Here is a 26,820-nt window from a genome sequence, read left to right as displayed (position 1 = left end):
GCAGTGTCAGTCGACATATTCATCAACTGACAGCATTCGCGAGCAAGCCCGCTCCCACATTTTTAATCGGTGTTTACAGCGGGATTCCAGCTTTAACCCGATATTGATTACGCACCGGCGTTGCATATTGCACCACCAGGAACGGCCGGTGTTCAGCCGGGCATTCCTCCAGTCGACGCTCCCATTCCGCCTCTGCCTTGGCCAACTCGTCCGCCGGGAATATTTCGGCCGCCGTCGGTACCTGCAGTTGCGGGTCGGCGTCGCTCCATTGTGCATACGCCAGGTAATGCACCGGAAACAGCCGGTAACCGCCGAGAATCTGCCGGTCCATTTCCACGGCCAGCAGCTTGGTGTCTTCGAAACGCTCGGTGATCGGCGGTGCGAAGTTGATGTGAACCCGTCCCTTGTAGCCGGTGATGCCAAGGGCGATGCTCACGTCGTCCTCACCCGGTGCCTTGCAATAGGTGCCCGTGGTCGCGCGGATATACAACTCGCGTGCCTTGGCGGTATCGCAGGGGTCGTACTCGTAGCTGATGGACACCGGCGTCAGGTTCAACGACTGGATCACCTCGGCGAACGGCTCATCCTTGCGGCTGACGTGGAACATCTTGAGGATCGCCGACTCAGTGCGATCATCCCCATCCTTGGCGCGCCCTTCGGCCTGGGCGATCCAGATCGATTGGCCATCGTTGCGGATCGAGTGGTTGATGTAGGCCGACAGCAGATTGAACGCTGCCATCTTTTCCTTCCGTCCGGTGATCGAGCGGTGCACGATGAAGCTCTTGTTCAGGCGCATCAGGTCGCTGACGAACGGCTTTTGCAGCAGATTGTCGCCGATGGCGATCCTGGGGGTCGGCAGGCCGGCGTGGTACACCGCGTAGTTGACGAAGGCCGGGTCCATCACGATATCGCGGTGGTTGGCCAGGAACAGGTAAGCGGTACCGGACTTGAGCTGCTCGACGCCGGTGTAGGTCACGCCGTCGGTCGCGCGGTCAATGGTGTGATCGACGTAGTATTCGACTTTGTCCTGCAGCGTGGCCACGGTGGTGACGCCGGCGAACTCACGGCGCAGTTTTCGGGCGATCATCGGCTTGAGCAGCCAGCCCAGGGCGCCGGCGAAGCGCGGGAAGCGGAAGTGGGTCAGGATGTCCAGAAAGGCCTTGTCCCTGAACAGACGTGCCAGCACTGCCGGGACTTCGCTGTCGTTGTAAGGTCGGATGGTATCGAATTCGCCCATCATGCTCTCTTGTTAGAAACGGCTAGGGTAAGTAGAAGTAAATACCAGGGTGCGCCTGAGTAATGGGCTCAGCCGAACGATAACCCTGTGAATAGACCGGCGATTATACGCACAAGTCACCTTGGAGGCTGCGATGCTGGAAACTGCTACGTACGATTGCCCTTATTGTGGTGAAGGGGTCGAGACCACGGTGGATTTGTCCGGTGGGGACCAGGTCTACATAGAAGACTGCCAGGTGTGCTGCCGACCCATCACGTTCGATCTGCAAGTGCATGGCGAAGAGTGGATGCTCGAAACCCGAAGCGAAAATGAATAACAGGTACGCCGATGCAGCGAATCTACGAACCGGAAAACCTGATGGAGGGCGAGCTGCTGCAACAGATGCTTGCCAGCGAAGGGATCGAGGCGCATCTGGTGGGTCGCCATTTGCTCGGCGGCACCGGCGAGTTGCCCATCTTCGGCCTGCTGGGCCTGGAGGTGGACAACGACCAGGCCGCCTACGCCCGCGAACTGATTACCGCCTACATCGGCGCGCAACCCGTGCCGGGCGATGAACCCGACAGCTTCCCGGACGTGCTGGTCTGTTAGGCTGTCCGTCGGTTTAGCCAAGAGTCGTGTTGCCCCATGTGTGGACGTTATGCCCTGTTTCGCTGGAACCCCGCCTTTGCGGCCTTGCCGGGCTTCCCGGCCGACCAGCAGGCCCAGTGGAACATTTCCCCGAATGATTCGGTGCTGATCCAGCGCGCCAGCGAGGGCCAACGTACCCTGGCGCGCGCCCGCTGGGGCTTGACGCCGCCGTGGTTGACCGACCTCTCGCGCACGCCGGCCCACGCCCGCGCCGAAACCCTGGCCGAGCAACCGATGTTTCGCGAAGCGTTCCGCCAGCGCCGTTGCCTGCTGCCGGCCAACGGCTTCTACGAATGGCGCGGTACCCAGCGCAAACGCCCGTACTGGCTCACACCGGGGGAGGGCTCCACGCTGTTTTTTGCGGCGATCTGGGAAGCGTATCCGGTGCAGGAACAGGTGTGGCTGAGCACGGCGGTGGTGACGCAAGCGGCGCAGAGCCAACGCCGGCCACTGATTCTGGACGCGGCCGGGCAGCAAGCCTGGCTCGATCCCGAGACGCCGCTGCCGGTGTTGCAGGCTTTGCTGGCCAGCGAGCCTGCTGCGCTGCGCGAGCGGGTGCTGGCCAACATGGTCAATGATCCCAAGCTCAATGGCCCGGAGTGCCTGACCCCGGCTTGAACAGATTGGCTATTTTTGTTGCCTTTGCTGGCCTCTTCGCGAGCAAGCCCGCTCCCACATTTGAATGTATTCACAGATCCACCTGTGGGAGCGGGCTTGCTCGCGAAGGCGGCCTCAAACCGCCGCATCTCTCTAAACCTTGAACCGATTGATCTGTCGCCGCTGCGCAGGCAGGTGAGATGTATCCGAAAATCAGCGTTTAAACATCAGGTGTATCTAGCGCCGATACAAATCTGCGCCTACGATACCCGCCATGTTTTCAGGGAGCGTGTTCATGAAGAAGTCATTGGTAATAAGTGGGTTGGTTGCGGCGATGCTGCTGGCCGGGTGTCAGTCGGTCAATACCACCAGCGGCGGCGCCGTTGGGGTCGAGCGCAAGCAGTACATGTTCAGCATGCTGTCGAGTCAGGAAGTCGACCAGATGTATGCCCAGTCTTACCAGCAGACCTTGGGCGAAGCCAGCAGCAAGGGCCAGCTGGACAAGACCAGCGCCAATGCCAAGCGCGTGCAGGCCATCGCCAAGCGGCTGATCGCCCAGGCGCCCACCTTCCGCCCCGATGCGGCGCAGTGGCAGTGGGAAGTCAACCTGATCAAGAGCGACGAGATGAACGCCAACTGCGGGCCTGGCGGCAAGATCTTCGTGTACAGCGCCTTGATCGATAACCTCAAGCTGACCGATGACGAACTGGCGGCGGTGATGGGCCATGAAATCGCCCACGCCTTGCGTGAACATGGCCGTGAGGCCATGTCCAAGGCATACGGGATCGAGATGGCCAAGCAGGGTGCCGGTGCGTTGTTCGGCCTTGGCCAGGACAGCCTGGCACTGGCCGATACCGTGGCCAACTACGGCATGACCTTGCCCAATAGCCGCAGCAACGAAAACGAAGCCGACCTGATCGGCCTGGAGCTGTCGGCCCGCGCCGGCTACAACCCGAACGCGGCGATCACGCTGTGGAACAAGATGGCCAAGGCTTCGGAAGGTTCGCCACCGGAGTTCATGAGTACGCACCCGGCGTCCGACAGCCGGATTGCGTCGTTGCAGGCGGCGATTCCGAAAGTGATGCCGCTGTACCAGCAGGCCAAAAAATCCTGATCCACCGATAAGCACATGGCTGGATTTTTGTAGTGAGCGAGCTTGCCTCGCGCGGGGCAAGCCCGCTCACTACAGAACTGTGCTCATGAGCGCCTTAGATCCACCCGCTGCTTTGCATGGCCTTGTACACCGCCACAACCGCCAGAATGAAAAACGCGGTCGCCGCGAGTCGTCGGATCAAGGTCAACGGCAATTTCTCCGCCGCAAAATTCCCCGCCAATACCACCGGCACGTTGGCAATCAACATGCCCACGGTCGTCCCGATAATCACCAGCCACAACTCTGGGTACTGCGCCGCCAGCATCACCGTGGCAATCTGCGTCTTATCACCGATTTCGGCGAGGAAAAACGCAATCAACGTGGTCAGGAACGGTCCGAATTTGCGGCTGGTACTGGCTTCATCCTCGTCGAGTTTGTCCGGCACCAGGGTCCAGAGCGCCGTGGCGCAGAAGCTCGCTGCCAGGATCCAATGCAACACCGCATCCGAGAAGAAGCTACCGAACCAGGCCCCCACGGCACCGGCGGCCGCGTGGTTGGCCAGGGTCGCGGCAACGATGCCGGCGATGATCGGCCAGGGTTTGCGAAAGCGTGCGGCAAGGATGAGCGCGAGCAGTTGCGTCTTGTCGCCGATTTCGGCCAAGGCAACGATTGCGGTGGGAACGAGCAGTGAATCCAGCATCAGGTAGGTTTCCAGGGGCGGGTCGACACGGCTATGACACGTACAGCCTTCCCGCCCCGGGTAAGGTGTGCGTGTCATAGGTCTTGTCAAACCCCGGTCCGTCTGTGCGGACTCCTGGGTCGCATACGCCATGGTCTGTTGACCAAGTATGTTGACGTATGCCGGACGAGCGTGGCGCTCGTGGGAGACTACTCCCCTAGGACGGAGCGGATTCTGCCTAGGCAAAACCCGTTCGGCAAGCGTTCTTTTTCAAACGGGCCTCAGCCGCGTTTGGCCCGGTAGATGCGGAAACCGTTGCCTTCTGCCTTGATCGCACAGATGCCCAAGTGCTCCTCGATCAAGGGCTGGTACTTGAGGAAACTGTTCGCGACCAAGCGCAGTTCGCCGCCTTTTGCCAGGTGTTTGCCGGCTTTTCGCAGAAGATTCTCCGTGGCGAAATAGTCGGTGTGCACGCCTACATGGAAGGGCGGGTTGGTCAGAATCGCATTCAAACCCTGCGGTGCCGCGTCGATGCCATCACCGGTCAGCACTTCGGCTTCCAGACCGTTGGCGGCCAGGGTCAGGCGGCTGCTGGCGGCGGCGAACGCATCCACATCCAGCATCGTCACGGTGTTGTGCGGGTAGCGCCGCTTGACCGCAGCCCCCAGCACGCCGGCACCGCAACCGAAGTCCAGCAGATGGCCGCTGGGCAGCTTGTCCAGATGCTGCAGCAACAACTCGGTGCCGCGATCCAGACGGCCGTGGCTGAATACGCCCGGCAAGCTCACGACTTTCAGAGGGCCTTCGGCCAGGGGCACTTCGAAGACCTGTGCCAGGCTCTCCAGCTCGACGGCCTGCGGCGCGTTGGCCACGGTAATCTGCCACAGCTGGCAATGCCGCGCGCTGTCGAGCTTGCGCGGTTTGCCCAAAGGGCTCATCTGCTTGGCGGCGCTTTCGATGCCGGCTTTTTTCTCCCCCACCAGGAACAGCTCGGCGTCGGGCAGGCGCGCGGCCACCGCATTGAGCAGGTAGTCGGTGAGGTCCTTGGACTTGGGCAGGAAGATCACCGCCGCCTCAAACTCGCGCTCGGGCACATTCACGCCGAACTGGCTGCGCTCCGGGAAGCGGGCGTCGAGCGCCGCCTGGTCGCCGGCATGCCAGCACCAGCCGTGAGCGTTGGGCAAGCGCCCCAGCAAGTCGTCGGCAGGCAAACCCACCAGCAGCAGCTTGCCCTGAAAAAGTTCGGCCTGGCGAAGCAGTACTTCACTGCGCGGATCCATGGTCTGCTCCTTGAAAAGGGGCGAAGTTTATCAACTCACGACGCGCAGCGGGGCGCCGCCGAAAAAGCCGCGGGCGTTTTCGGCCAGTTGGCCGACGATGCGCTGGCGCGCTTCGCGGCTGCCCCAGGCATTGTGCGGCGTGACGATCAGCCTTGGAATATCGCCGGCCAGCAGCGGGTTGCCGTAGACCGGTGGTTCCACGCTCAGCACATCGGTCGCCGCGCCGCCCAAGTGGCCGCTGCGCAACGCATCCGCCAGGGCCTGCTCGTCGATCAAGCCGCCGCGTGCGGTGTTGACCACAAACGCGCCAGGCTTGAGCAGCGCCAGTTCACGGGCGCCGATAAAGCCGCGGGTGTGTTCGTTGAGCGGGCAGTGCAAGGTCAGCGCGTCGACCTGCGCCAGCAGTTCATCCAGCGGCACGCGATCAGCGCGGGCAGGACGCCCGGGGATCGCGCCGAGCAGCACGCGCATGCCAAAGGCTTCGGCCAGGCGCGCCACGGCGCTGCCCAGCTCACCGTGGCCGAGCAGGCCGAGGGTTTTGCCCTCCAGCTCGACAATCGGGTGGTCCAGCAGGCAGAACTGCTTGGCTTGCTGCCACTTGCCGGCGTTCACATTCCGTTGATAATCCTGCAAGCGCGTTGCCAGGTTGAGCAACAGCATGATCGTGTGCTGTGCCACCGAGGGCGTGCCGTAGCCTTGGCAGTTGCTCACGGTGATGCCATGGGCGCGCGCGGCGTCGAGGTCGATGTTGTTGGTACCGGTGGCCGACACCAGGATCAGCTTGAGTGCCGGGCAGGTCGCCAGGGTTTCAGCGGTGAGCGGGATTTTGTTACTGATGACCACTTGAATGCCTTGAAGGCGTTCGGCCACGTTCTGCGCGGTGGTGTCCGAAAACAACAGCAGCTCGCCGAAGCTGTCGCGCAGCTCACTGAGGTCAAGGTCCCCCAGGTCCAGGGACGGGTGATCAAGGAAGACGGCGCGGCGATTGTTCGTCATTGAAACTCCAGTTATTAGTAAGTTCATTTTTTAGTTGGGTTTGTCGTATCTATTGGTTCTGGGTCTCCTTGCGCTGGCTTTTCTTTATTGATTATGTGAAAGTTCTCTGTGAAATCTTGTAGACGCTTTTTTATCTCTGCTTGTTTGATTGGGATGTTTCGATAATTTCCTGATAAGAACTCTTTAAGTAGTTCCATCTTTAGTAAAGATTTTTGTGCGTAAATTAACTCCGCAGGAATATCGAGTCCGTCAGCCGAGGAGAGCGCGTTGTCCTTTGCGATAATAGATAGTTTTGTTAATAGTAAACGTTCTTGATGTATTTCGAATGTTCTATTAAGGAGTTGGAAAAGTATTTTCATGGCGGCGACCATTATGATGCCTAAAACAATCGCAAAGGGCAGGCGTGAGAGCAGTAAGTCAAATGCACTTATTTCTTTCAATATTTCAGGATCTCTAACTAAGGTTAATGATGACGCGATTAGTCTGTAAAGACAGACAAACAAAATGATAAAGCACGCCGCGCCTATTAAAAGGTAGCTGTTGATGCTTTCTCTGCCCTGCTTCACATAGGACGAGAACTCCTCCATAAATATGCTGTTATCTGATAGTAGGTTGTCTCGTCTCACACGATTGGCTTCTATCTCTTTCATTAAGTTGTTGTTTATTTCGTGTTGCGAAGCCGCCTTGTCTTCTAGTTCTGTGGATTTATTATTTATGATGTCAAATTTGGTTTGTGATTTTTCTATCTCCAGTTGAATTTGTTTTTCTTTATCGGATAGTAGTTCGACTTCGGTTTTTAAGGTTTCAATTGTGCTATTTAAATCTAATATTTGAGTTTCTTTTTGAGCAGCCAAAACCTCTTTAGCTGTGAGGTCCTCAATTATCTTATCGCGCTCTTTATGAAAGTCGGCTGAGGAGTTGAGGAATTCACTCACTTTGGAGTTGAAGTCATGGAATTCTTGCGCGGAAAAACCTCTAAGTACGATTTTTTTGCATGCCGCAGGGGATAAGATGTTTTTAAGACTGCCGAGGCTTGAAAAGCTAATATGTATCTCGTCAATAAAGTCTTTCAGGTAGTAGTCTGCAAATTTTTCGTGTGCGTTCAACTCAATGGTTTTGGAAGATCCTCGAGAGTGTTTAATTAAAACTTGAGTATGTTGTGCTATTTTCTGAGTTTGTGCTGTGCTGTTTTCTGTGATCCAAAAAGTTAAATCATATACCCATGTCGGGTCTTTGAACTTTATTGTTATTTTTCCATTTGTTATATCTGTAGAAGTGGGGTTTTGGCTATTTACTAACGTCGCCTGCTTTCCTGAGAGGCTGAGAAACTGCGTCGGAATAGGTGGAGGGTTGTCCAGTTGCTGTACCTTTATTTCTGCAATCTCAGCGACAGTCACAGTCTCATCCTTTAGTAAGTGGTAATTATGGCAAATAAGTCGTTCCGATTTCGTGGTTATGAAGAAGGTACTCGAAACGAGGCGGTTTCATGCGACTTGTTAGCGTATGCTGGCTTTTTGATTTCAGCAACTCTTCCATCGCCAAAACAACCTCGTGCTCACTAAAAAGTGCTTTCGACAGATAAAGGCAACAGATAATCTGATGTTCAATCTTCAGCCATTTCGTAGGTTTCTCTATGTTTCTCGCCGAGTTTTTGACCGTAGCCCTGATTCACCTGTTGGCGGTGGCCAGCCCCGGCCCGGATTTCGCGGTGGTGGTGCGTGAAAGCGTGACCCATGGCCGCCGTGCCGGGACTTGGACCGCGCTGGGGGTGGGCTCGGCGATTTTCCTGCACGTGGGTTACTCGCTGCTCGGCATCGGCTTGATCGTGTCCCAGTCCATCGTGCTGTTCAATGCGTTGAAATGGGCCGCGGCGGCGTACCTGCTCTATATCGGCTTCAAAGCCCTGCGTGCGCAGCCGGCCAAGCCTGCCGCCGAAGGTGAGCTGCATCGCGAAGCGGGCGAACGCACCCCGCGTGGCGCGTTTACCGCAGGCTTCGTGACCAATGGCTTGAACCCCAAGGCGACGTTGTTCTTCCTCTCGCTGTTCACCGTAGTGATCAACCCGCACACGCCGCTGGCGATCCAGGCCGGTTATGGGGTGTATTTGGCGGTGGCGACGGCGCTGTGGTTCTGCCTGGTAGCGATGCTGTTCAGCCAGCAGCGCGTGCGCGCCGGGTTTGCGCGGATGGGGCACTGGTTTGACCGGACCATGGGCGCGGTGTTGATTGCCATCGGCGTGAAGTTGGCCTTTACCAGCATGAAATAAACCCAGTTCTCACATTGCATGTTCGCAGAGTCATGAGGATGGCCTAAAGCTAGCATTCACTGCCTCCTACAAATCATTCCTTTGGCTGATTTGACTGAAACATAAGGTCTCTAAAGTGCAGGTTTTCAAGCCAAGACCGTGCAGTCATAAAAGGGATTCGTATGTTGCAGACCCGTGTCATTCCGCCCGCCGAAGGTGCGTATCAATACCCGCTCTTGATCAAGCGCCTGCTGATGTCCGGGACCCGCTACGAGAAGACTCGGGAGATCGTCTACCGCGACAAACTGCGCTACACCTACCCGACCCTGATCGAGCGGGTCGCGCGCCTGGCCAATGTGCTGACCGAGGCCGGGGTCAAGGCCGGTGATACCGTGGCGGTGATGGACTGGGACAGCCATCGGTACCTGGAATGCATGTTTGCCATCCCGATGATCGGCGCGGTGATCCACACCATCAATGTGCGCCTGTCGCCGGAACAGATCCTGTACACCATGAACCATGCCGAGGACCGTTTCGTGCTGGTCAACAGTGAGTTCGTGGGGCTTTACCAAGCCATCGCCGGGCAGCTCACTACTGTCGACAAGACCCTGCTGCTCACCGATGGCGAGGCCATGACCGCCGAGCTGCCCAATCTGGTGGGCGAGTACGAAACCCTGCTCGCCGCCGCCAGCCCGAAGTACGACTTCCAGGACTTCGACGAACACTCCGTCGCCACCACCTTCTACACCACCGGTACCACCGGCAACCCCAAGGGGGTGTACTTCACCCATCGCCAACTGGTGCTGCACACCATCGGCGTGGCGACCATCATGGGCAGCGTCGACAGCGTGCGCCTGCTGGGCACCAACGACGTGTACATGCCGATCACGCCGATGTTCCACGTACATGCCTGGGGCTTGCCTTACGTGGCGACCATGCTGGGGCTGAAGCAGGTTTATCCCGGCCGCTACGACCCGGAGTACCTGGTGGAGCTGTGGCGCAAGGAGCAGGTCACCTTTTCCCACTGCGTGCCGACCATCCTGCAAATGGTGCTCAACGCCAAGGCCGCCCAAGGCGTGGATTTCGGCGGCTGGAAAATCGTCATTGGCGGCAGTGCGCTCAACCGTACGCTGTATGAAGCGTCCAAGGCGCGTGGCATTCAGTTGACCGCGGCCTACGGCATGTCCGAAACCGGGCCGCTGGTGTCCTGCGCCCACCTCAACGAAGAGCTGATGGCCGGCACCGAGGATGAACGCACCACTTACCGCATCAAGGCCGGTGTCCCCGGGCCCCTGGTGGAAGCGGCGATCATGGACGGCGAGGGCAACTTCCTGCCCGCCGACGGCGAGTCCCAGGGCGAGCTGGTGCTGCGCGCGCCGTGGCTGACCGAAGGGTATTACCAGGAGCCGCAGAAGGGCGCCGAGCTGTGGGCCGGCGGCTGGATGCACACCGGCGACGTCGCGACCCTGGACGCCTTTGGTGTGATCGACATCCGCGACCGCATCAAGGACGTGATCAAGACCGGCGGCGAATGGGTCTCGTCCCTGGCCCTCGAAGACCTGGTCAGCCGTCACCCGGCGGTACGCGAAGTAGCGGTAGTGGGCATCGCCGATCCGCAGTGGGGCGAGCGCCCGTTTGCCCTGCTGGTGGTACATGATGGCCATGTGATAGGGGCCCGCGAGCTCAAGGAACACCTCAAGCCGTTCGTGGAACTGGGCCATTTGAGCAAGTGGGCCATTCCGAGCCAGATCGCGGTTGTTACTGAAATTCCCAAGACCAGTGTCGGCAAGCTCGACAAAAAACGTATCCGCATTGACATCATCGAATGGCAGGCCAACAACAGCACGTTCCTGTCCACCCTCTGACGCCCATTGCCGTGCCCATTCGGGCACGGCAATGCTCTATCTCGCAGCTTTACTTGTGATTTGCGAATTTTCAGCCATCCTTCCCGCGTCGGCCTTCGCCGACATGGCGAAAGGGTCGTGGCAGACGGGTCGGTGATGCAAATCACACTTTAGAGGGATCAAGCACTACCCCCTGCTGGCTATAGTCCCTCCCAGAGTTTTTCAAGGATGTTTCGCTACGGGCCAAGGGGGCCTGGTTGCCGAGCGGCATTGGAATCGTTGTATTCCGGCCGTTACAAGCATCACCGAAAGTACTCACTGCCATAACAATAATGCACATGGAGTAGCGTCGATGACCCAAGTAAACCAGTTCTGGCGCCGGGCGAAATTGCCCCTGGCCGTCAGTCTCGCTTCTACGCTCGCCGGGCCCGCATTCGGCGTCAGTTTCAATATCGGTGAAATCGAAGGGAGCTTTGATTCGTCGCTTTCGGTGGGGGCAAGCTGGTCGACGGCCAAGCCTAACCGCGACCTGATTGGCGCAAACAATGGCGGTCGGGGCCTGTCTCAGACTTCCGATGACGGTCACTTGAATTTCAAACGTGGCGAAACCTTCTCGAAGATCTTCAAGGGTATTCACGATCTGGAGCTGAAATACGGCGACACTGGCGTGTTTGTGCGTGGCAAGTACTGGTATGACTTCGAACTCAAGGATGAAAGCCGAGAGTTCAAGGACATCAGTGACAGCAACCGCAAAGAGGGCGCCAAGTCCTCGGGCGGGCAGATCCTCGACGCGTTCGTTTACCACAACTACTCCATTGCCGATCAGCCTGGCAACGTGCGCTTCGGCAAGCAGGTGGTGAGCTGGGGTGAAAGTACCTTCATCGGCGGCGGTATCAACTCCATCAACCCGATCGACGTGTCTGCGTTCCGGCGTCCCGGCGCGGAAATCAAGGAAGGCTTGATTCCGGTCAACATGTTCTACGTGTCGCAGACTTTGACGGATAACCTGTCGGCGGAGGCGTTTTACCAACTGGAGTGGGACCAGACTGTTACCGATAACTGCGGTACGTTCTTCTCGCAGCCGGACGTGATCTCGGATGGCTGCAGCGATAACCTGCGTGTATTGAACAAGCGTTCGACCATTCCTGGCGCGGCGTTGCCAACGTTGAATGCACTGGGCGTGGACGTCAACAGCGAGGGCGTGCTGGTACGTCGTGGCCCGGATCGGGATGCGCGCGACAGCGGCCAGTTCGGCGTGGCCATGCACTACAACTTCGAGCCGCTGGACACCGAATTCGGTGCCTACTTCATGAACTACCACAGCCGTGCGCCGATCTTCAGTGCCCAAGGCGCGCCTTCCGCTGCCTATACCCGGCCACTGGGGCCGCTGGGCGCTTTGCGTCCATTGATCGTAGCCGGCAGCTCGAACTATTTCGTCGAGTATCCGGAAGATATCCGCCTGTACGGCTTGAGCTTCTCCACCACCTTGCCTACCGGCACCGCCTGGAGTGGTGAGCTGAGCTATCGGCCGAACGCGCCGGTACAACTGAGCACTACCGATATTCTCTTCGCCGGTGTTACACCGATTCCCGGCTTCGGCAACGCGTCGGTGCTCAAAGGCTCGCCAGGCCAGGATCTGCACGGATACAAGCGCAAGGAAGTCACTCAATTCCAGACCACCTTCACGCACTTCTTCGACCAAGTCATGGGCGCCAGCCGCCTGACCACCGTGGGTGAAATCGGCGTGACCCATGTGGGCGGCCTGGAAAGCAAATCCGAAGCCCGTTATGGCCGTGATCCGGTATTTGGCCCAGGCAGCCTGCCGGGTGGCTTCTGTAACGCCCTGAACAACTCGACCGCTACCGGCGCCGGCTTGCCTAACGCCGCAGGCTTGAACACCAACTGCAATAACGATGGCTACACCACCGCAACCTCCTGGGGCTACCGCGCCCGCGCCATCTGGGAATACCCGGACGTGTTCGCCGGCGTCAACCTCAAGCCAAACGTGGCCTGGTCCCATGACGTCAAAGGTTATTCGCCGGGCCCTGGCGGTAACTTTGAAGAAGGTCGCAAGGCCGTCAGCCTGGGCCTGGACGCCGAGTACCAGAACACCTACACCGCCAGCCTGGCTTACACCAACTTCTTTGGTGGCAAGTTCAGCACGGTGGATGACCGCGACTTTGTCGCCCTGAGCTTCGGCGCCAACTTCTAAGTACACTGCATTTCAGGAAGACCAGAACATGAAAATAACCAAAAGTCTGTTGCACGTGGGTGTGCTTGGGCTGTCGATCCTGGCGAGCAACGTCATGGCGGCAGTGTCGGCGGACGAAGCCGCCAAGCTGGGCACCACCTTGACGCCGATGGGTGCTGAAATGGCGGGCAATGCGGCCGGTACTATCCCTAAATGGTCGCCGATGCCCACCAATGCCGGAGCCGTGGATGCCAAAGGCTTCCTGGCGAACCCGTACGCCAGTGAGCAACCGCAGTTCACCATCACCGCGCAGAATGTCGAGCAGTACAAGGACAAGCTGGCGCCGGGGCAGTACGCGATGTTCAAGCGTTACCCGGACTCCTTCAAGATGCCGGTCTATCCGACTCATCGTGGCGCCACGGTGCCTGCCGAGGTGTTTGCCTCGATCAAGAAAAACGCTACCAACACCAACCTGGTGTCCGGCGGCAACGGTCTGGAAAACTTCGAGACGGCCGTGCCGTTCCCGATCCCGAAAACCGGTGTGGAGGTGATCTGGAACCACATCACCCGTTATCGCGGCGGCAGCGTGACCCGTCTGGTGACCCAGGCCACGCCTCAGACCAACGGCTCCTACAGCCTGGTGTACTTCCAGGATCAGTTTGTGTTCCGCGACAAGATGAAGGATTTCGATCCGAAGAATCCCGGCAATGTGCTGTTCTACTTCAAGCAGGAGGTCACCGCGCCGGCGCGCCTGGCCGGTGGCGTATTGCTGGTGCACGAAACCTTGGACCAGGTGAAGGAGCCGCGCTCGGCGTGGGTCTACAACGCCGGTCAGCGCCGTGTGCGTCGCGCGCCGCAAGTCTCCTACGACGGGCCGGGTACCGCCGCTGACGGGCTGCGCACCTCCGACAACCTCGATATGTACAACGGTGCGCCGGATCGCTACGACTGGAAGCTGGAAGGCAAGAAGGAGATGTACATCGCCGCCAACAGCCACAAGATCGACGATCCGAAGCTCAAGTACGCCGACATCATCAAGGCCGGCCACATCAACCAGGACCTGACGCGCTATGAGCTGCGCCGCGTCTGGCACGTGACCGCTACCTTGAAGGACGGCCAGCGCCACATCTATGCCAAGCGTGACTTCTACATTGACGAAGACACCTGGCAAGCGGCCGTGATCGATCATTACGACGGTCGTGGCCAATTGTGGCGCGTGGCAGAGGCGCATTCGGAGAATTACTACGACAAACAAGTGCCGTGGTATGCCCTGGAAACGCTCTACGACCTGCAGTCCGGTCGCTACCTGGCCCTGGGCATGAAGAACGAAGAGAAGCGCGCCTATGACTTCGGCTTCACGGCCTCTACCGCCGACTTCTCCCCGGCGGCCCTGCGTCAGGCCGGTGTTCGCTAAGCTGGGTTAACTTTCCGATGTGGCAGCTGGCTCCTGTGGGAGCTGGCTTGCCTGCGATAGCCATAGGTATCTACACAACCCTCAAAGGCTGACAAATCTCTCTGTAGTGAGCGGGCTTGTCCCGCGCTGGGTGGCGAAGCCGCCCCAATAAAGGCATCGCCGAGCTTCAGGTAGAATCCGGTCGCCTGGTTTGGGGCTGCTTCGCCGCCCAGCGCGGGGCAAGCCCGCTCACTACAAAGATGTGTAGATACCTATGCTGCGATAGCATCACCTCGGTATCACTGAAATACTGAGGTAATGTAATCTCAGGCAGGCCAGCTCCCACATTTTTTGTCGCAGTCTTTTCAGCAAGATTCAGTAAAAACCTACAAACCTGCCGCCTTTACCGCTAGTCTGCGGACATCTGCAATGCCGACAACAGCCTTCTACAAGAGCCCGGCGATGACTGATCTGTCCCGAATCCAAGGGCCTGCCGGAATGGTAATCCCAACCCTGGAGGGCCGCTTCTACAGGCCACCCTTGCCTGACGGCTACGTGCTGCGACCTCGCCTGTGCGAACGCCTCAGCGCCGGGCTGCAAGGGCGATTGTTGCTGGTGAGCGCTCCGGCTGGGTTTGGCAAAAGTTCGTTGGCGGTGGAGTTCTGCCAGGGTTTGCCGGCCCATTGGCAAAGCCTGTGGCTGGGCCTGAGCCCGCGAGACAACGACCCCGGCCGTTTCCTCGAGCGCCTGCTCGAGGGTTTGCAACAATTCTTCCCGCAACTCGGCGCCCAGTCCCTGGGCCTGCTGAAAATGCGCCAGCGTCATCAACCCTTTGCCTTTGAAGAATGGCTGGATGGCCTGCTCGATGAACTGACCCTGCACCTGTCCACGCGCGCGCCGCTGTTGCTGGTGCTGGATGACTACCATCTGGCCCAAGGCCCTGTACTCGACCGTTGTCTGCAGTTTTTTCTCAACCATTTGCCTGATGGCCTGGTGGTGCTGGTCACCAGTCGCCAGCGCCCGGACTGGCACCTGGCGCGGTTGCGTTTGTCGCGTCACCTGCTGGAATTGCACGAACAAGACCTGCGCCTGACGCACAGCGAATCCCTGGCGGTGCTGGATCGCCACAGCAGTTCGTTGCGCGGCGAAGCCCTCGACAATCTTATTCGCCGCAGCGAAGGCTGGGTCGCCGGCCTGCGTTTCTGGTTGCTGGCCGCCTCCGAAGCTGGCGGCGACGGCGCCTTGCCCCAGAGCCTGCACGGCGGCGAAGGGCTGATCCGCGATTATTTGCTTGAAGAAGTGATCGATTGCCTGCCGGCCGAAGTGCAGGCGTTCCTGTACGACACAGCCCCTCAGGACCGGTTTTGCAGCGGCCTCTGCGACGCGGTGCGCGAAGCCCATGACAGCGCCGAAATCCTGCGTTACCTGCAAGCCCATCAAGTGTTCTTGGTGCCCCTGGACGAGCAGGGCCACTGGTACCGCTATCACCACCTGTTTTCCGACCTGCTGCGCACGCGGCGCGCAAGCAGCAATGTGCTGCCGGCGGCCAGCCTGCACCTGCGTGCGTGCCGCTGGTTCAATGCCCAGGGCTTGATTGACGAGGCGGTGGAGCAGGCGTTGCGCGCAGGGCACCTGGATGTGGCGGCCAACCTGGTGCAGAACCTGTCCGAAGAACAACTGCTGGCCGAGCAGAATGTGGGCATGCTGCTGCGCTGGAAAATGGACTTGCCCGACAGCCTGCTGATCAGCACCCCGCGCTTGATCGTGCTGTACAGCTGGGCATTGGGCCTGGCCTGCCAGTTGGATGCGGCGGAAGAACTGTCCAGTTACCTCAGCCGCTTCCTGCCGGCACCATCGGCCACCGCGCAGAAATCGATGTTGGCCCAGTGGCTGGCGCTGAGCGGGATCATCGCCCGGGGGCGGGGCGATCGCGAACTGACCCTGCGCTATTGCAGCGAGGCGCTGGAAAGCCTGCCGCAACGGCGTTACGGCCAGCGCTTGATGTGCCTATCGACGCTCTCCAACCTGGCGATTGTCGATGCCGACCTGTGGCGTGCGCGTGGCTTGAATCGCGAATCCCTCGAGCTAGCGCAGCGCGTCGGCAACCCATTGTTCGAGGCCTTGGCCCATTACGATCGGGCGCGGGTATTGCAGGCGCGCGGCGAAAGCCTGCGCTCCCTGGACGAAGTGCGCCAGGGCCTGCAACGCCTGCACGGCCTGGCACCGCAGCGGTTGTATGCGGTGCGTGCGCGGTTATCGCTCTATGAAGGTTACTTGTTGCTGTTGCGGTTCCAGCCCGAAGCCGGTCTGGCCCGCTTGCGCGCCGGGCTCGCCGAAGCGCGCGCTTGCCGCGACATCAGTGTATTGATCGGGCACTGTGTGATCGCCAGTTTCGAAGGCCGTCGCGGTGACTTTGCCAAAGCCTTCGCCGAACTCGCCGAGGCCGAGCGGCTGATGCACATCTGGGACGTTCCGCCGATCTACTACCTGGCGATGATCACCCTGATCAAATGCGAGTTATGGCTGGCCCAGGGCCGCACCGACCTGGCCGACGCCTGGCTGACGCGCCTGGCGCAAACCTATAACGGCGAACAGGCCGCCGCTGCGCCCGAATTCCACCCGCATCTGCCCCAGCACATCGAGCTGCAGCAAGCGGCGCTGGATGCCACCCGGCATCAACCCGCCGCGGCATTACAGCGGCTTGAAGCGTTGGCGCGGCAGGCCCACAACAGCGGTCGCCAAATGATTGCCCTGATGGCGCTGACCCAGCAGGCGCAATTGCTTCTGGAATGTGGCCAGGAGGCCAAGGCGCGTCCGGTGCTGGCCCAGGCCCTTGGCGCCGCCGACGGCGGTGCGCTGCAACCCTTCCAGCGCTTGCTGGAAAGTCACCCTGCCTGGATGCGCGAACAACTGCGCAAGGACTCTCACGGTTCGCTGAGCCAGAGTCTGTTGGCGCTGCTGCCTACGGTCGCTGCACCTGAGGCTGCGCCGGCTCACGAAACCTTGAGCACGCGAGAGTTGGCGGTGCTGAAACTGATCGCCCAAGGCTGCTCCAACCAGGAAATCAGTAACCAGCTGTTCATCTCACTGCACACCGTGAAAACCCACGCCAGCCACATCAACAGCAAGTTGGGCGTGGAGCGGCGGACCCAGGCGGTGGCCCGTGCCAAGGCGATGGGCCTGCTGGCGTAACCCTGCGGTCTACGGAGCGCTCGGACACTGGCCCGATGCGCTGTCGACTACCTGGCGAACCTGCGCCGCGAAGCGCTTGAGGTTGTTCTGGTGGGCGAGCACCAGGTCGTCAATGCTCGGGCCCGCCGGGGACTGCAAGGTGGTCCGGCAGGTCAGCGGCGCGCGATCGCTGGCGGCGGCTTGCCGCAGCCGCCACTTGACGTCGAACAGTGCGTACTGACCGGGCACGGAGTCAAAGCGCTGAACTTCCAGGCGTAACAACATCGGTTGCCGAGCATGGCTGCTGGCAAATTGGTCCACCAGTGCGCTTCGCAACTCATCCACCAGGCTGGCAGCCCACCACTGGGTATCGAGGATCGTCACGCCACTGTTGCCTTGGCGAACCACGATCTGCGGTCGGTCGACTTGCGGCGGTACAACGATGCTTTCAATGCGGATCGCACCCGCGTCGCTTCCCGTGGTGTTGCTCCATTGCACCGGGGTCAGGGTGTGAAAGCTGATGGGGGTGCTGCTGCATGCCCCCAATGCGAGCAATGCGCTGAGCAGGGTGATCTTCAACGGTAACGTCATGGTGCTTGCTCCACGGTTCATTTGCGCGGTGGCCCTTGCAGGTCCAGGGGCGCAGCGTTGTCGGGGCGGCCGCGAATCAATGATTCCGGGTGTCGACCCAGGTAGTCCGACAGTTCGCGCAAGGAGCGCGACATGCGACCCAATTCATCCAGCGTCTGGGTCAGCTGCTCACGTTGCGGTGAGTCTTCAGCCAGGGTCGAACTGGCCGATTGCAACGTCTTGCTCACGTCAGCCAAGGTGTTCTGGACGCTGGGCAAGGTCTTGGCGTTGAACTGGGTCAGCCCTTTACGCAATTCCACAAGGTTGCTGTCGAGGTTGCCGGCGATGCGCTCGATCGGCAGTTGGTTGATCTTGTTGACGATGTTTTCGAGTTTTTCCTGCAGTTGCTCCAGGTTGCCGGGGATAGTCGGAATGCTGACCGGGCGCAGTTTGGGGTCAAACGCGACCTTCTCGGCTTTCGGGTAGAAATCCAGGGCGATGTACAACTGGCCGGTCAGCAAATTGCCGCTGCGCGCCTGGGCCCTCAGGCCGTTTTCGATAAACGTGCCGATCAGCCGCACACCGGCGGCTTCGTCATTGGGGTCATGATTCATTGTCTTGAGCAATTTGGTATGGGCCTGACCAAGCAATTGCGGGTAGATCACGATGCCGACATTGAGCGGGAAGCTGCGTTTCTTCGCGTCGAAATCCAGGTTGATCGACACCACCCGGCCAAACTCGACCCCAAGGAATTCCACCGGTGCGCCGACCTTGAGCCCGCGTAACGCCTGGTCGAAGCGCAGGCTCATGTATTGCCCCTCGCCATTGGGCGGGGCGAGGGCGCTGAGCTGATCGTCGAACAACTCAAAGGTGCGTTCTTCACCGGCCGGCTTGTCGTTAGGGCTATAAGGCGGTGCCAGGAATGCGATACCGCCGACCAGCAGGGAGGACAGCGACTCGGTTTTCAAGGCAAAACCATTGGCGCCGACACTCAGGTCGACTCCACTGGCGTTCCAGAAACGCGTGTTCTCGGTCACGTAGACATCGTTGGGCGCATGCACGAACACCTCGATGTCGACGCCCTTGCCTTCGGCGTCCAGTTTGTAGGCCACCACTTGGCCGACTTCGATTTTGCGGTAATACACCGGCGAGCCGATATCCAGCGAGCCCAGGGCCTGGGTGTGCAAAGTGAAGCGCTTGCCCGGTTCGCCATAGGTGATGGGCGGCGGGTTTTCCAGGCCGATAAACCGTTTGGCGCGAGTCTCGGACTGGCCGATGTCGGCGCCGATGTAGTCGCCGGAGAGCAGGGTGTCGATGCCCGACACGCCGCCGGCACCGATGCGCGGGCGCACGACCCAGAACTGCGAGTCGGCGCGGGTGAAGCTTTCGGCCTGCTTGGCCAGTTTCACGGTCGCGTTGACGCTTTTCTGGTCATCGCTCAAGGCCACCTCGGTCACCTGGCCAATCACCACGTTGCGGTATTTGACCTCGGTTTTATTCGCCGTCAGGCCGCTGCCGGTCTTGAAATTGAGGGTGATGGTCGGGCCCTGCTGGAGCACGCTGTGGACCACCAGGGAAATCCCCACCAGCACCGCGACGATGGGCACGATCCAGACCAGCGAAACGCTGAAGCGCCGAGTTTTGATGGCAGGCGTGCCTGGCGTTTGCGGCTTGTCAGGGGTGGGTGACGTCATCCGAGGTCTCCTTGGTGGTTGGGGTTTCCCAGATCAGCCTCGGGTCGAAGCTCATGGCGGCCAGCATGGTAAACACCACCACCAGGCCGAAAAACAGAATGCCCAGTCGCGGCTCGATGGTCCCCAGCGCCTGGAATTTGACCAGCGCGGCCACCAGGGCAACCACGATCACATCGAGCATGGACCAATAGCCGATCAGTTCGACAAACCGAAACATTTTTGAGCGCTCCTTGCGCGCCCAGAGGCTATTGCGCTGCACGGTAACCAGCAGCAGGGTCAACGACACGAACTTGATTCCCGGTACTGCGATGCTGGCGATGAAAATGATCAGCGCGATGTCCCACGCGCCATGCTGCCAGAATTCCAGCACTCCACTCATGATGGTGCTGTCCGCACCCGAACCGAGCATGGTGGTGTTCATCACCGGCAGCAGGTTGGCGGGCACATAGAAGGCCAATGCCGCCAGCATGTAGGCCCAGGTGCGGGCCAGGGAATTGACTTTACGCGAGTGCAAGGGCGCGCCGCAGCGCGCGCAATCCGTCGCGCCGTTGCTGATATCGGCAGACAGGCCACAACTGTGGCACAGGCACAGGTCAAGCTCGCGGGCTGTCGGCGGTGGGTTCATACGGTGTCCCAGAGGTCGCGAACGTCGCGCCCGGCAATACGGATCAGCAGCAGGCTGAGCACCGCCAGGGCAAACAGGCCGATGCCGGGCATTACGTCCAGCATGCCGGCCAGCTTGAACACCGCCACCATCGCGCCGAGCAGGCACACCTCCAGCATGCTCCAGGGCCTCAAGGCTTCAAGCCAGCGCATGCACAGTTTGAAGGCGGGCGAGCGTCTGCCCCAAAGGGCGAAACTCAACACCCACGTCAGCAGCAACAGTTGGAAAACCGGGGCGATGATGATGGAGATCGCGGCCACCAAGGCGATAAAGGTAATCGGCCCCAGGCTCAGCGCAACCACCGAATCCCATAGGGTGGCACTGTTTTTCAGGCCTTGCAGGCTGATACTCATCACCGGATAGAAATTGGCGAAGGTCCACAACACAGCAGCGGTCAGGGTCAAGGCCAGGCGTTGTTGCACCGACAGGCCGTTGTAACGCTGAAGCACGCCGGCACAACGCACGCATTCGGCTTTTTGATGTTTGGCGAGCGTGACTTTCTCGTACACGCAGTCGCAGTGCTCGCAGATGATCAGTTGATTCGCCATGGGGCTCGCTCCAACGCGGCATGGTTGCGGTCTTGGATGGTTATGCAATGGCGCTCGGAAAGTTTAGCAGGTGGTTCTCGGGCGGTGCCCCCTTTCGGGCCGGAGCTGTCGTTACCCATACGCTGTGCCGAATATGCCACAGCGCCCGCAGGAGCACCGATGAATATGGGTTGGTCACCCCAAAGCGCCGCCCCGTTTACCCCATTTATGGGATATCACTTTGCGCGCTTCGCTATAACCTTATAAGCGACCGCCAATTAGACTTGAGCACGTGCAGTCCATGCCGTGATCGAGGATAACAACGTGCAAGAGATATTCAGCATCAACTGGCTGCTTTGGCTGTCAACCATGGCCCCGCTGACCCTCAGTGCAGGGCCTGGCAACTTGATGGTTGCGACATCGGGCGCACAAAGCGGCGTACGTCGTTCGGTGCAGTTCATCGTCGGCCTGGACATCACCTATTTTCTGCTGGCGGTGCTGGTCGGGTTGGGGCTTTACCACACGTTAATGAATAGCCCGCGGCTGGTGTGGGTGCTGCAAGTGCTCGGCAGTTTCTACATTCTTTGGCTGGGCGTACGCCTGCTGCGTCGTCCGCTGAAGGCGCCCGGCGACAAAGCCATACACTTGCAGTTTCGAGACGGCATCGTCGTGCAGTTGGGCAACGTGCAGGGCATCGTGATGCTGCTGGTGATGTTTTCCACCTTCATGCCCTCGGGAGAGACCAGCAGCAGCGCGGTGCTGATCTTGAGCGCTGCACTGATTTCGCTGAATTTCTTTTCCCATGTCGTCTGGGTATCGATGGGCTCATCCGTGCAGAGACTGATCCAGGCGCGGCCAAAGCTGCTGGTGCTCCAGAACGCGGTGTTTGGGTTGATGCTGATCGCGGTGGCGGTTTGGATTTTCCTGCGTACCGGCCCGCTGTAAGGAGGTCGCATGACCCGTGCCCAAGCTGTTGTCTTCGCCGCGCCCGGAGAACCCCAGGTTCTCGAACTGCTGGAATGCCCATTACGGGCAGCCGGCCCCGGGGAAATCACCGTTGCCATTGAGGCGGCTGGCGTCAATTTCATCGATGTGCATCGGCGCTCCGGGGTGCTTGAGGATGGCTCTGCCTTTCCACGGAACCTGGGCGTGGAGGGCGCGGGAAGGGTGGTCGATTGTGGACCGCAGGTGCGAGGTTTCAGCCCCGGCGACCGGGTCGCCTTCGTGGACAGTTCCACGGGCAGCTACGCCAGTCATGCTGTACTGCCAGCCACGCGCGCCATTCGGCTGCCCGATGACGTATCGAGTGAAACCGCCGCTGCGTTGATGTTCAAGGGGCTGACCGCCGAATACCTGACTCATCGCTGCGTACCGCTCGCGGCTGACGATTGGGTGGTGTGGCATGCGGCTGCCGGCGGTGTGGGGAGCATTGCCACCGGTTGGCTGGCGGCCAGGGGCGTACGGGTTTTGGGGCTTGCTTCCAGCGAAGCCAAGCGGCGCCAGGCGCTGGATGCCGGCTGCTACGCGGCCCTTGACCCCGACGCTCCCGGCGCCTTGTCGTTCATTCGTGAAGTGACCGACGGCAAGGGTGCTCACACCGTGTTCGACTCTGTCGGACGCGCTACCTTTGAGCTGTCATTGGCCAGCCTGCGCCAGCGCGGTCATCTGGTGCTCTTTGGCAATGCATCAGGCGATGTGACGGGGTTCAATCTGTCGCGGCTTGGAAGCATGGGCTCGCTGCATGTAACGCGGCCGTCTTTGAAGCACTACATCGGTCAGGACGCCGAGCTTGCCACCAGTGCTGCACAGGTGCTCGCGGCCCTGTCCAAAAGTCTGATAGCTGCGCCCCTCATAACGCGCCTGCCGCTCGCCATGGCAGCCGAGGCTCACCGCATCATGCAGGACCGGCAAACCCAGGGTTCACTGATCCTGGTGCCATGACCCTTCATCCACGGGATGTTATTGCATCTCCGCCGTTTTGCTGTGAAACAGCTCCGTCAGGTAGTCCACCACTTGATCGACGCGGCCCACGCCCTGCGTCGCCTGATTGCGCAGCAGCCATATATCGGAGCTGTGCAGCGGGCGGTCGGCCAGGACCTGACGCAAGCCTGACTGGCGCGCGACATAGGTTGGCAGCGCGGCGATCCCCAGATGAGCCTCCACCGCCTTCAACTGAGCATTGAGATTGGACACGCGCATCCACGGTTTCTGCTCGCCGCTCACCTCATTGAGCCATTGCGCGAGCGGCATATAGGACATCTCCTCGGTCCATCCAATCAGGTGGTGGTCTTTCAGGTCATCCGGCGTGGCGGGCAGTTTGTTGGCGGTCGCATACCCGTCGGAACAGAAAAGCCCCTGCATCAGCGTGCCGACCCGGCGCATGGTGAAGTTACCGTTTTCCGGCCTGCGCAGTCGGATAATGATGTCGCTATGGCTTTGCGTGAGTTTTGACGACACTGCCGTATTGATGAAGTCGAAGCTGATCTCGGGGTATCGATCACGGAAGTCCGCCAGCCCGGGAATGATCAGGTGCGTGCCCATCAACTCCGGGCAATCGATGCGCACCGGCCCGGCCATCCGGTCATTTGGCTGCGACATCTGACGCTCCATGAGCTTGAAGCGCTCTTGCGTCTCCAATGCCAGCGGAAGCAACGCTCTGCCGGCTTCCGTCAGAAAATAGCCGTTGGTCTTTTTCAGGAACAGCACGGTACTGAGCGAATCCTCAAGTGCGGCGATCTTGCGCGACACCGTCGATGCCGAAACTTTCAGCGAGTTTCCCGCCTCGGTCACGTTATTGGACTTGGCCACGAAGATAAAAACTTTCAGATCATCCCAGTTCACGTTGATGCCGTACTCAAAAATGGAAAATCGATCCCCACGTATTTCTGTTCGAAATAACGAGAGGCCACGGTACAGTTTTTTTCGATGGAGCGAACCCGCAGAGGAAACATGGATGATACGTAACTCGATGCGCACCCTTCCAGGGTTCATGCAGCCATTTTTGAGCTGGCTGACCGCCAAGCCTCTACCTGAGGATCTTAACCAGGTTCGCACGCTGAAACCCATTCACCATATTCTTGTGTCAACGGGATTAGTTGCATCGGGCGTGGTGTTGGCCGGCGTCGGTTACTTGCACGCCAGCGTAATGTTGTGGGTGCTGGGTTTTGTGCTGGCCACCGGCGGTATCAAGCAGATGCAGGTAATGATTTGCCACAACTGCGCCCATGAGATGGTGTTTGAACAGCGTGAAACGAACGTGACCGTGGGCCGGATTATTTCCGGCGTATTGATGCTCAAACCCTTCGATACCTATAAGCGCGAGCACGCGCTGCACCACAGTTCCAAGACACTGCTGACCGACGATGACGACACCCTCTCGTACCTGCAAGGGGTGGTGGGATTAACGCCGTCCGACAGCGTGGCCACGATGTGGACCAAACTGGTTTGCACGGCGCTGTCACCGCTGGCGATCCTGCGCTCGTTCTGGAGCCGGGTTAAGGGCACCGCAACCGCGTCGAACCGCCGTGTCGCCGCCCTGACGCTGAGCTTCTGGGCCACGATCAGTCTGCTGGCGGCAACCCTGGGCCATTTCGATCTTTTCATTATGGCGTGGGTGTTGCCGGTGTTTGCCGGCTATCACATCAGCACCACGTTCCGCCTGGCTGCCGAGCATACCTGGCCCAGTGTGGAGGTCTTGAAACGGCGCGGTATCGACTTCATCTGCGAAAGCACGACCGGCGTATTCATTGGTGAAGAGTTGCGCATACCGCAGGCTGCGGGCGCTGTTCGACGCACCGCCTGCATCAGCGTCTGGCTGATCAAAATGTTGGGTTTTCATTTGTTCATCCGCGTGTTCGTGATGGTTGGCGATACACCGTGCCATGACTTTCACCATCGGCGCCCCCGTTCCAAAGAGTGGCCCAATTACATAACCGCGCGCGAGCGCGACAGGATCGACGGCTCAAAACCGTTTCCGACCAACTATGCCGATTACTGGGGCTATATAAACGCCGTCACCGTCAACTTTCGCAACTTCCAGAACGCACTTCCGTATTACGCAAACAGAACAGAAACTTAAAAGGGATTTTAACGATGACGTTCAACAAAACCGCACTGCTCAGCACCGTGCCATCAGACTCCCATAGCTGGAATCTGGTGTTCATGGAGTTTCTGCTCAATGACCTGGGCTACACGGTAGAAAACCTGGGGCCCAACACGCCGATGGACGACGTGATTGCGCGGCTTGAGCGCAATGGCTGCGCAATCGTTGTGATCAGCACGGTCAATGGTCACGGTTACCTTGAGGGCGCCGAGCTCGCCCGGCGCATTCGCAGCGAGACCCATCACGTCGACGGGCTCTACATCGGCGGAAAAATCTGCACCGAAAACGACGCCCAGACCATCGCCCGGCACAGCGATACGCTTAGGGCCGCAGGGTTTGACGAGGTGTTCGACGACAGCGTGGCGAACAGTTTTGATGCCTTCCAGGCGCTCGTCAGTGCACAGTTGTTTCCCGCCCATTACCTGGAAAAGCGGGTCGCACGATGAGCGCGTACTCGGCGCCAGATAACATAGGTACCGGAAAAGGCCTGCCGACATGATCGACTTCAACAGCCACGTGCTTGAACAGTTTGACCTGCACGGCCCGGTGCTGCAGCCGCGCATGGGCTTCAGCGAACCCGGCCTGATGCAGTCCGGGCTTGAGGCCACGGCGGCCAGCCGCGCGAACACCGTATGCACCATCACCCTCGATGCATTCACCCGAGTGAATAACCTTGAGGCGGCGCAACGGGCGATCGACAGCGCGTCCATGCTTAACGGCTACCCGATCGTTAATCACCCGGCGGCGAAAACCCGCGCGATGCTTGAGCAGATTCATGCCCGCTATCAACTGCCGGTGCAGATTCGCCATGGCTCGCCCGATCCGCTGCACATCTTCGAACGCATGGTCGAAATCGGCTCGGCCACCACCGAGGGCGGGCCCATTTCCTATTGCCTGCCGTACAGCCGTACGCCGCTGCGTGAGGCTTTCGGCCACTGGAAAAAAGCCTGTCAGGTGCTTTGCGCAGGAGTGGAGCACAGCCATATCGAGAGCTTTGCCGGCTGCATGATGGGGCAGATGTGCGACCCGGTCATTCTAGTGGCGCTCAACATTCTGGAAGGCCTGTTTTTGCGCGCTCAGGGAATCAAGACGTTGTCGTTCTCCTACGCCCAGGGCACCTCGCCCGTGCAGGACCGCGCTGCCGTGGCCGCCTTGCAACAACTCGCCAGCGAATACTTCGCACCGGGCAGCTACCACTTCGTCGGCTACGTGTTCATGGGGTTTTTCCCACGAACCCTGGGTGGGTTTTGCCGGATCACCGGCGATGCACTCGGCATGATCCGATCCACCGGCGTACAGCGCGTGATCATAAAAACGCCGGTGGAGTCACGGCGTATTCCTCGGATCGAAGAAAACATCGCCGCATTGGAATACGCCAGCTATTGCCTGCATACGAAGGGTGTGTTGCCGGATGTGCCGTTCGACGCGCAAGAGCACGCCCGCATCCTGGGCGCATCAAGGCGACTGGTTGAAGGCACGCTGGCGCGTGATGCCGACTTGTCCGAAGCGATACTCAGCGCATTCGACAGTGGGTTTTTATCGATTCCTTATTGTCTCCACCCGGATAACAAACGCGGCGCGGGTACGGTGCTGACGGCGAACAATTACTACCAGGGGTTTGAGGGGGAGCGGGTGGAGAATGCCTTTTCCTTTCTGGCGGCGTTGCGGCAGAACATTCGGACTTATGATGGGGTGATGTGAGTGGTGGATCTGTCGATTGCTACGTCACTGACCTGCGTAGTGACCAACAGGCGCGTCGTCAAACGGTCATATCCTCTACGGCAGGCACGCTTTGTAGCAAAAACTCAGGCGGTGTTCAGCGTGCGTCTGCTAGGGTTTCTGTAGCCACGGAATTTTTACCGTTTGTTGCGTTCCAAACTCGGCACAGGTCCATTGCCAATGTCCTTTGC

At 59.5% G+C, this 26,820-nt stretch carries 24 protein-coding genes and 1 riboswitch; of the genes, 14 read left to right on the top strand and 10 right to left on the bottom strand.

Features of this window, described 5'->3' with window-relative positions:
• Positions 1–73 precede the first annotated feature (73 nt).
• The gene (locus tag ACLH0H_RS04480) at positions 74–1,237 is read right to left on the bottom strand and encodes a 1-acyl-sn-glycerol-3-phosphate acyltransferase (RefSeq protein WP_411381148.1); all 1,164 of its coding nucleotides are present in this window, start codon (positions 1,235–1,237) and stop codon (positions 74–76) included.
• Between the two features lie 133 nt (positions 1,238–1,370).
• On the opposite strand from ACLH0H_RS04480, the gene ACLH0H_RS04475 reads away from it, so the two are divergent.
• The 4 genes from ACLH0H_RS04475 (at position 1,371) to ACLH0H_RS04460 (ending at position 3,575) form a co-directional block, all read left to right on the top strand.
• On the top strand, positions 1,371–1,553 hold the full coding sequence (locus ACLH0H_RS04475) for a CPXCG motif-containing cysteine-rich protein (protein ID WP_411381147.1): 183 nt from the start codon (positions 1,371–1,373) through the stop codon (positions 1,551–1,553).
• Positions 1,554–1,564: 11 nt separating this feature from the next.
• Positions 1,565–1,825, top strand: a complete 261-nt coding sequence (locus ACLH0H_RS04470) for a putative signal transducing protein (RefSeq protein WP_076951206.1) — start codon at positions 1,565–1,567, stop codon at positions 1,823–1,825.
• Positions 1,826–1,861: 36 nt separating this feature from the next.
• Positions 1,862–2,482 carry an SOS response-associated peptidase gene (locus ACLH0H_RS04465; RefSeq protein WP_411381146.1) on the top strand — a complete coding sequence of 207 codons (621 nt, stop codon included), beginning with the start codon at positions 1,862–1,864 and terminating at the stop codon, positions 2,480–2,482.
• Between the two features lie 274 nt (positions 2,483–2,756).
• The gene (locus ACLH0H_RS04460; protein WP_411381145.1) at positions 2,757–3,575 is read left to right on the top strand and encodes a M48 family metalloprotease; all 819 of its coding nucleotides are present in this window, start codon (positions 2,757–2,759) and stop codon (positions 3,573–3,575) included.
• Between the two features lie 94 nt (positions 3,576–3,669).
• Here ACLH0H_RS04460 and ACLH0H_RS04455 read toward each other — a convergent pair whose 3' ends face one another.
• From ACLH0H_RS04455 to ACLH0H_RS04440, 4 genes are all read right to left on the bottom strand, one after another.
• Positions 3,670–4,254: a TMEM165/GDT1 family protein gene (locus tag ACLH0H_RS04455; protein ID WP_076951209.1), complete on the bottom strand. Its 585-nt coding sequence runs from the start codon at positions 4,252–4,254 to the stop codon at positions 3,670–3,672.
• Positions 4,255–4,343: 89 nt separating this feature from the next.
• A riboswitch (yybP-ykoY riboswitch) is annotated at positions 4,344–4,463 on the bottom strand.
• Positions 4,464–4,514: 51 nt separating this feature from the next.
• Positions 4,515–5,513, bottom strand: coding sequence for a methyltransferase (locus ACLH0H_RS04450; RefSeq protein ID WP_411381144.1), 999 nt, complete (start codon positions 5,511–5,513; stop codon positions 4,515–4,517).
• Between the two features lie 30 nt (positions 5,514–5,543).
• Positions 5,544–6,509, bottom strand: a complete 966-nt coding sequence (locus ACLH0H_RS04445) for a 2-hydroxyacid dehydrogenase (protein WP_411381143.1) — start codon at positions 6,507–6,509, stop codon at positions 5,544–5,546.
• A 23-nt stretch (positions 6,510–6,532) separates the two neighbouring features.
• Complete coding sequence (locus ACLH0H_RS04440) at positions 6,533–7,906, bottom strand: hypothetical protein (RefSeq protein ID WP_411381142.1); 1,374 nt, start codon at positions 7,904–7,906, stop codon at positions 6,533–6,535.
• Positions 7,907–8,142: 236 nt separating this feature from the next.
• On the opposite strand from ACLH0H_RS04440, the gene ACLH0H_RS04435 reads away from it, so the two are divergent.
• The 5 genes from ACLH0H_RS04435 to ACLH0H_RS04415 all read left to right on the top strand — a co-directional run bounded on the left by ACLH0H_RS04435 (position 8,143) and on the right by ACLH0H_RS04415 (position 17,374).
• Entirely contained in the window at positions 8,143–8,775 is a 633-nt protein-coding gene (locus ACLH0H_RS04435; RefSeq protein WP_411381141.1) for a LysE family translocator, read from the top strand.
• A gap of 161 nt (positions 8,776–8,936) precedes the next feature.
• Positions 8,937–10,619 carry a fatty acid--CoA ligase gene (locus tag ACLH0H_RS04430; protein WP_411381140.1) on the top strand — a complete coding sequence of 561 codons (1,683 nt, stop codon included), beginning with the start codon at positions 8,937–8,939 and terminating at the stop codon, positions 10,617–10,619.
• Between the two features lie 331 nt (positions 10,620–10,950).
• Entirely contained in the window at positions 10,951–12,810 is a 1,860-nt protein-coding gene (locus tag ACLH0H_RS04425) for a DUF1302 domain-containing protein (RefSeq protein ID WP_411381139.1), read from the top strand.
• A 28-nt stretch (positions 12,811–12,838) separates the two neighbouring features.
• A complete protein-coding gene (locus ACLH0H_RS04420; RefSeq protein ID WP_411381138.1) occupies positions 12,839–14,203 on the top strand; it encodes a DUF1329 domain-containing protein in 1,365 nt (454 codons plus the stop codon).
• Between the two features lie 441 nt (positions 14,204–14,644).
• On the top strand, positions 14,645–17,374 hold the full coding sequence (locus tag ACLH0H_RS04415) for a LuxR C-terminal-related transcriptional regulator (protein WP_411381137.1): 2,730 nt from the start codon (positions 14,645–14,647) through the stop codon (positions 17,372–17,374).
• A gap of 9 nt (positions 17,375–17,383) precedes the next feature.
• On the opposite strand, the gene ACLH0H_RS04410 is transcribed toward ACLH0H_RS04415, so the two are convergent.
• Genes ACLH0H_RS04410 through ACLH0H_RS04395 form a run of 4 tightly spaced genes read right to left on the bottom strand, consistent with a single transcriptional unit; the run spans position 17,384 to position 20,829 of the window.
• A complete protein-coding gene (locus tag ACLH0H_RS04410; RefSeq protein WP_411381136.1) occupies positions 17,384–17,944 on the bottom strand; it encodes a membrane integrity-associated transporter subunit PqiC in 561 nt (186 codons plus the stop codon).
• Positions 17,945–17,961: 17 nt separating this feature from the next.
• On the bottom strand, positions 17,962–19,617 hold the full coding sequence (locus ACLH0H_RS04405; protein WP_411381135.1) for an intermembrane transport protein PqiB: 1,656 nt from the start codon (positions 19,615–19,617) through the stop codon (positions 17,962–17,964).
• Complete coding sequence (locus ACLH0H_RS04400; RefSeq protein WP_411381134.1) at positions 19,598–20,242, bottom strand: paraquat-inducible protein A; 645 nt, start codon at positions 20,240–20,242, stop codon at positions 19,598–19,600. The genes ACLH0H_RS04405 and ACLH0H_RS04400 overlap by 20 nt, the downstream gene beginning before the upstream one ends.
• Positions 20,239–20,829, bottom strand: coding sequence for a paraquat-inducible protein A (locus tag ACLH0H_RS04395; protein ID WP_411381133.1), 591 nt, complete (start codon positions 20,827–20,829; stop codon positions 20,239–20,241). Before ACLH0H_RS04395 ends, ACLH0H_RS04400 begins: the two co-directional genes overlap by 4 nt.
• A gap of 303 nt (positions 20,830–21,132) precedes the next feature.
• Between ACLH0H_RS04395 and ACLH0H_RS04390 the strand changes: the two genes are divergently transcribed.
• Both ACLH0H_RS04390 and ACLH0H_RS04385 read left to right on the top strand, forming a co-directional pair.
• The gene (locus tag ACLH0H_RS04390) at positions 21,133–21,753 is read left to right on the top strand and encodes a LysE family translocator (RefSeq protein ID WP_411381132.1); all 621 of its coding nucleotides are present in this window, start codon (positions 21,133–21,135) and stop codon (positions 21,751–21,753) included.
• A 9-nt stretch (positions 21,754–21,762) separates the two neighbouring features.
• Positions 21,763–22,749: a quinone oxidoreductase family protein gene (locus ACLH0H_RS04385; RefSeq protein WP_411381131.1), complete on the top strand. Its 987-nt coding sequence runs from the start codon at positions 21,763–21,765 to the stop codon at positions 22,747–22,749.
• A gap of 18 nt (positions 22,750–22,767) precedes the next feature.
• On the opposite strand, the gene ACLH0H_RS04380 is transcribed toward ACLH0H_RS04385, so the two are convergent.
• The gene (locus tag ACLH0H_RS04380; protein WP_411382362.1) at positions 22,768–23,649 is read right to left on the bottom strand and encodes a LysR family transcriptional regulator; all 882 of its coding nucleotides are present in this window, start codon (positions 23,647–23,649) and stop codon (positions 22,768–22,770) included.
• A 160-nt stretch (positions 23,650–23,809) separates the two neighbouring features.
• Here ACLH0H_RS04380 and ACLH0H_RS04375 point away from each other — a divergent pair, with 160 nt between their 5' ends.
• From ACLH0H_RS04375 to ACLH0H_RS04365, 3 genes are read left to right on the top strand one after another with little or no spacing between them, the layout of a single operon-like run.
• Positions 23,810–24,886 (top strand): fatty acid desaturase, encoded by a 1,077-nt coding sequence (locus ACLH0H_RS04375; RefSeq protein ID WP_411381130.1) that lies wholly within the window; start codon positions 23,810–23,812, stop codon positions 24,884–24,886.
• Between the two features lie 14 nt (positions 24,887–24,900).
• On the top strand, positions 24,901–25,356 hold the full coding sequence (locus tag ACLH0H_RS04370; protein ID WP_411381129.1) for a cobalamin B12-binding domain-containing protein: 456 nt from the start codon (positions 24,901–24,903) through the stop codon (positions 25,354–25,356).
• 49 nt (positions 25,357–25,405) lie between these two features.
• A complete protein-coding gene (locus ACLH0H_RS04365) occupies positions 25,406–26,611 on the top strand; it encodes a methylaspartate mutase (protein ID WP_411381128.1) in 1,206 nt (401 codons plus the stop codon).
• The last annotated feature ends 209 nt before the right edge of the window (positions 26,612–26,820 follow it).

It is taken from the genome of Pseudomonas sp. MPB26, assembly GCF_046605355.1.
Lineage (GTDB): Bacteria > Pseudomonadota > Gammaproteobacteria > Pseudomonadales > Pseudomonadaceae > Aquipseudomonas > Aquipseudomonas cedrina.
The sequence above is the reverse complement of the archived record's forward strand: the minus strand, read 5'-3'. Positions and strand labels throughout refer to the sequence as shown.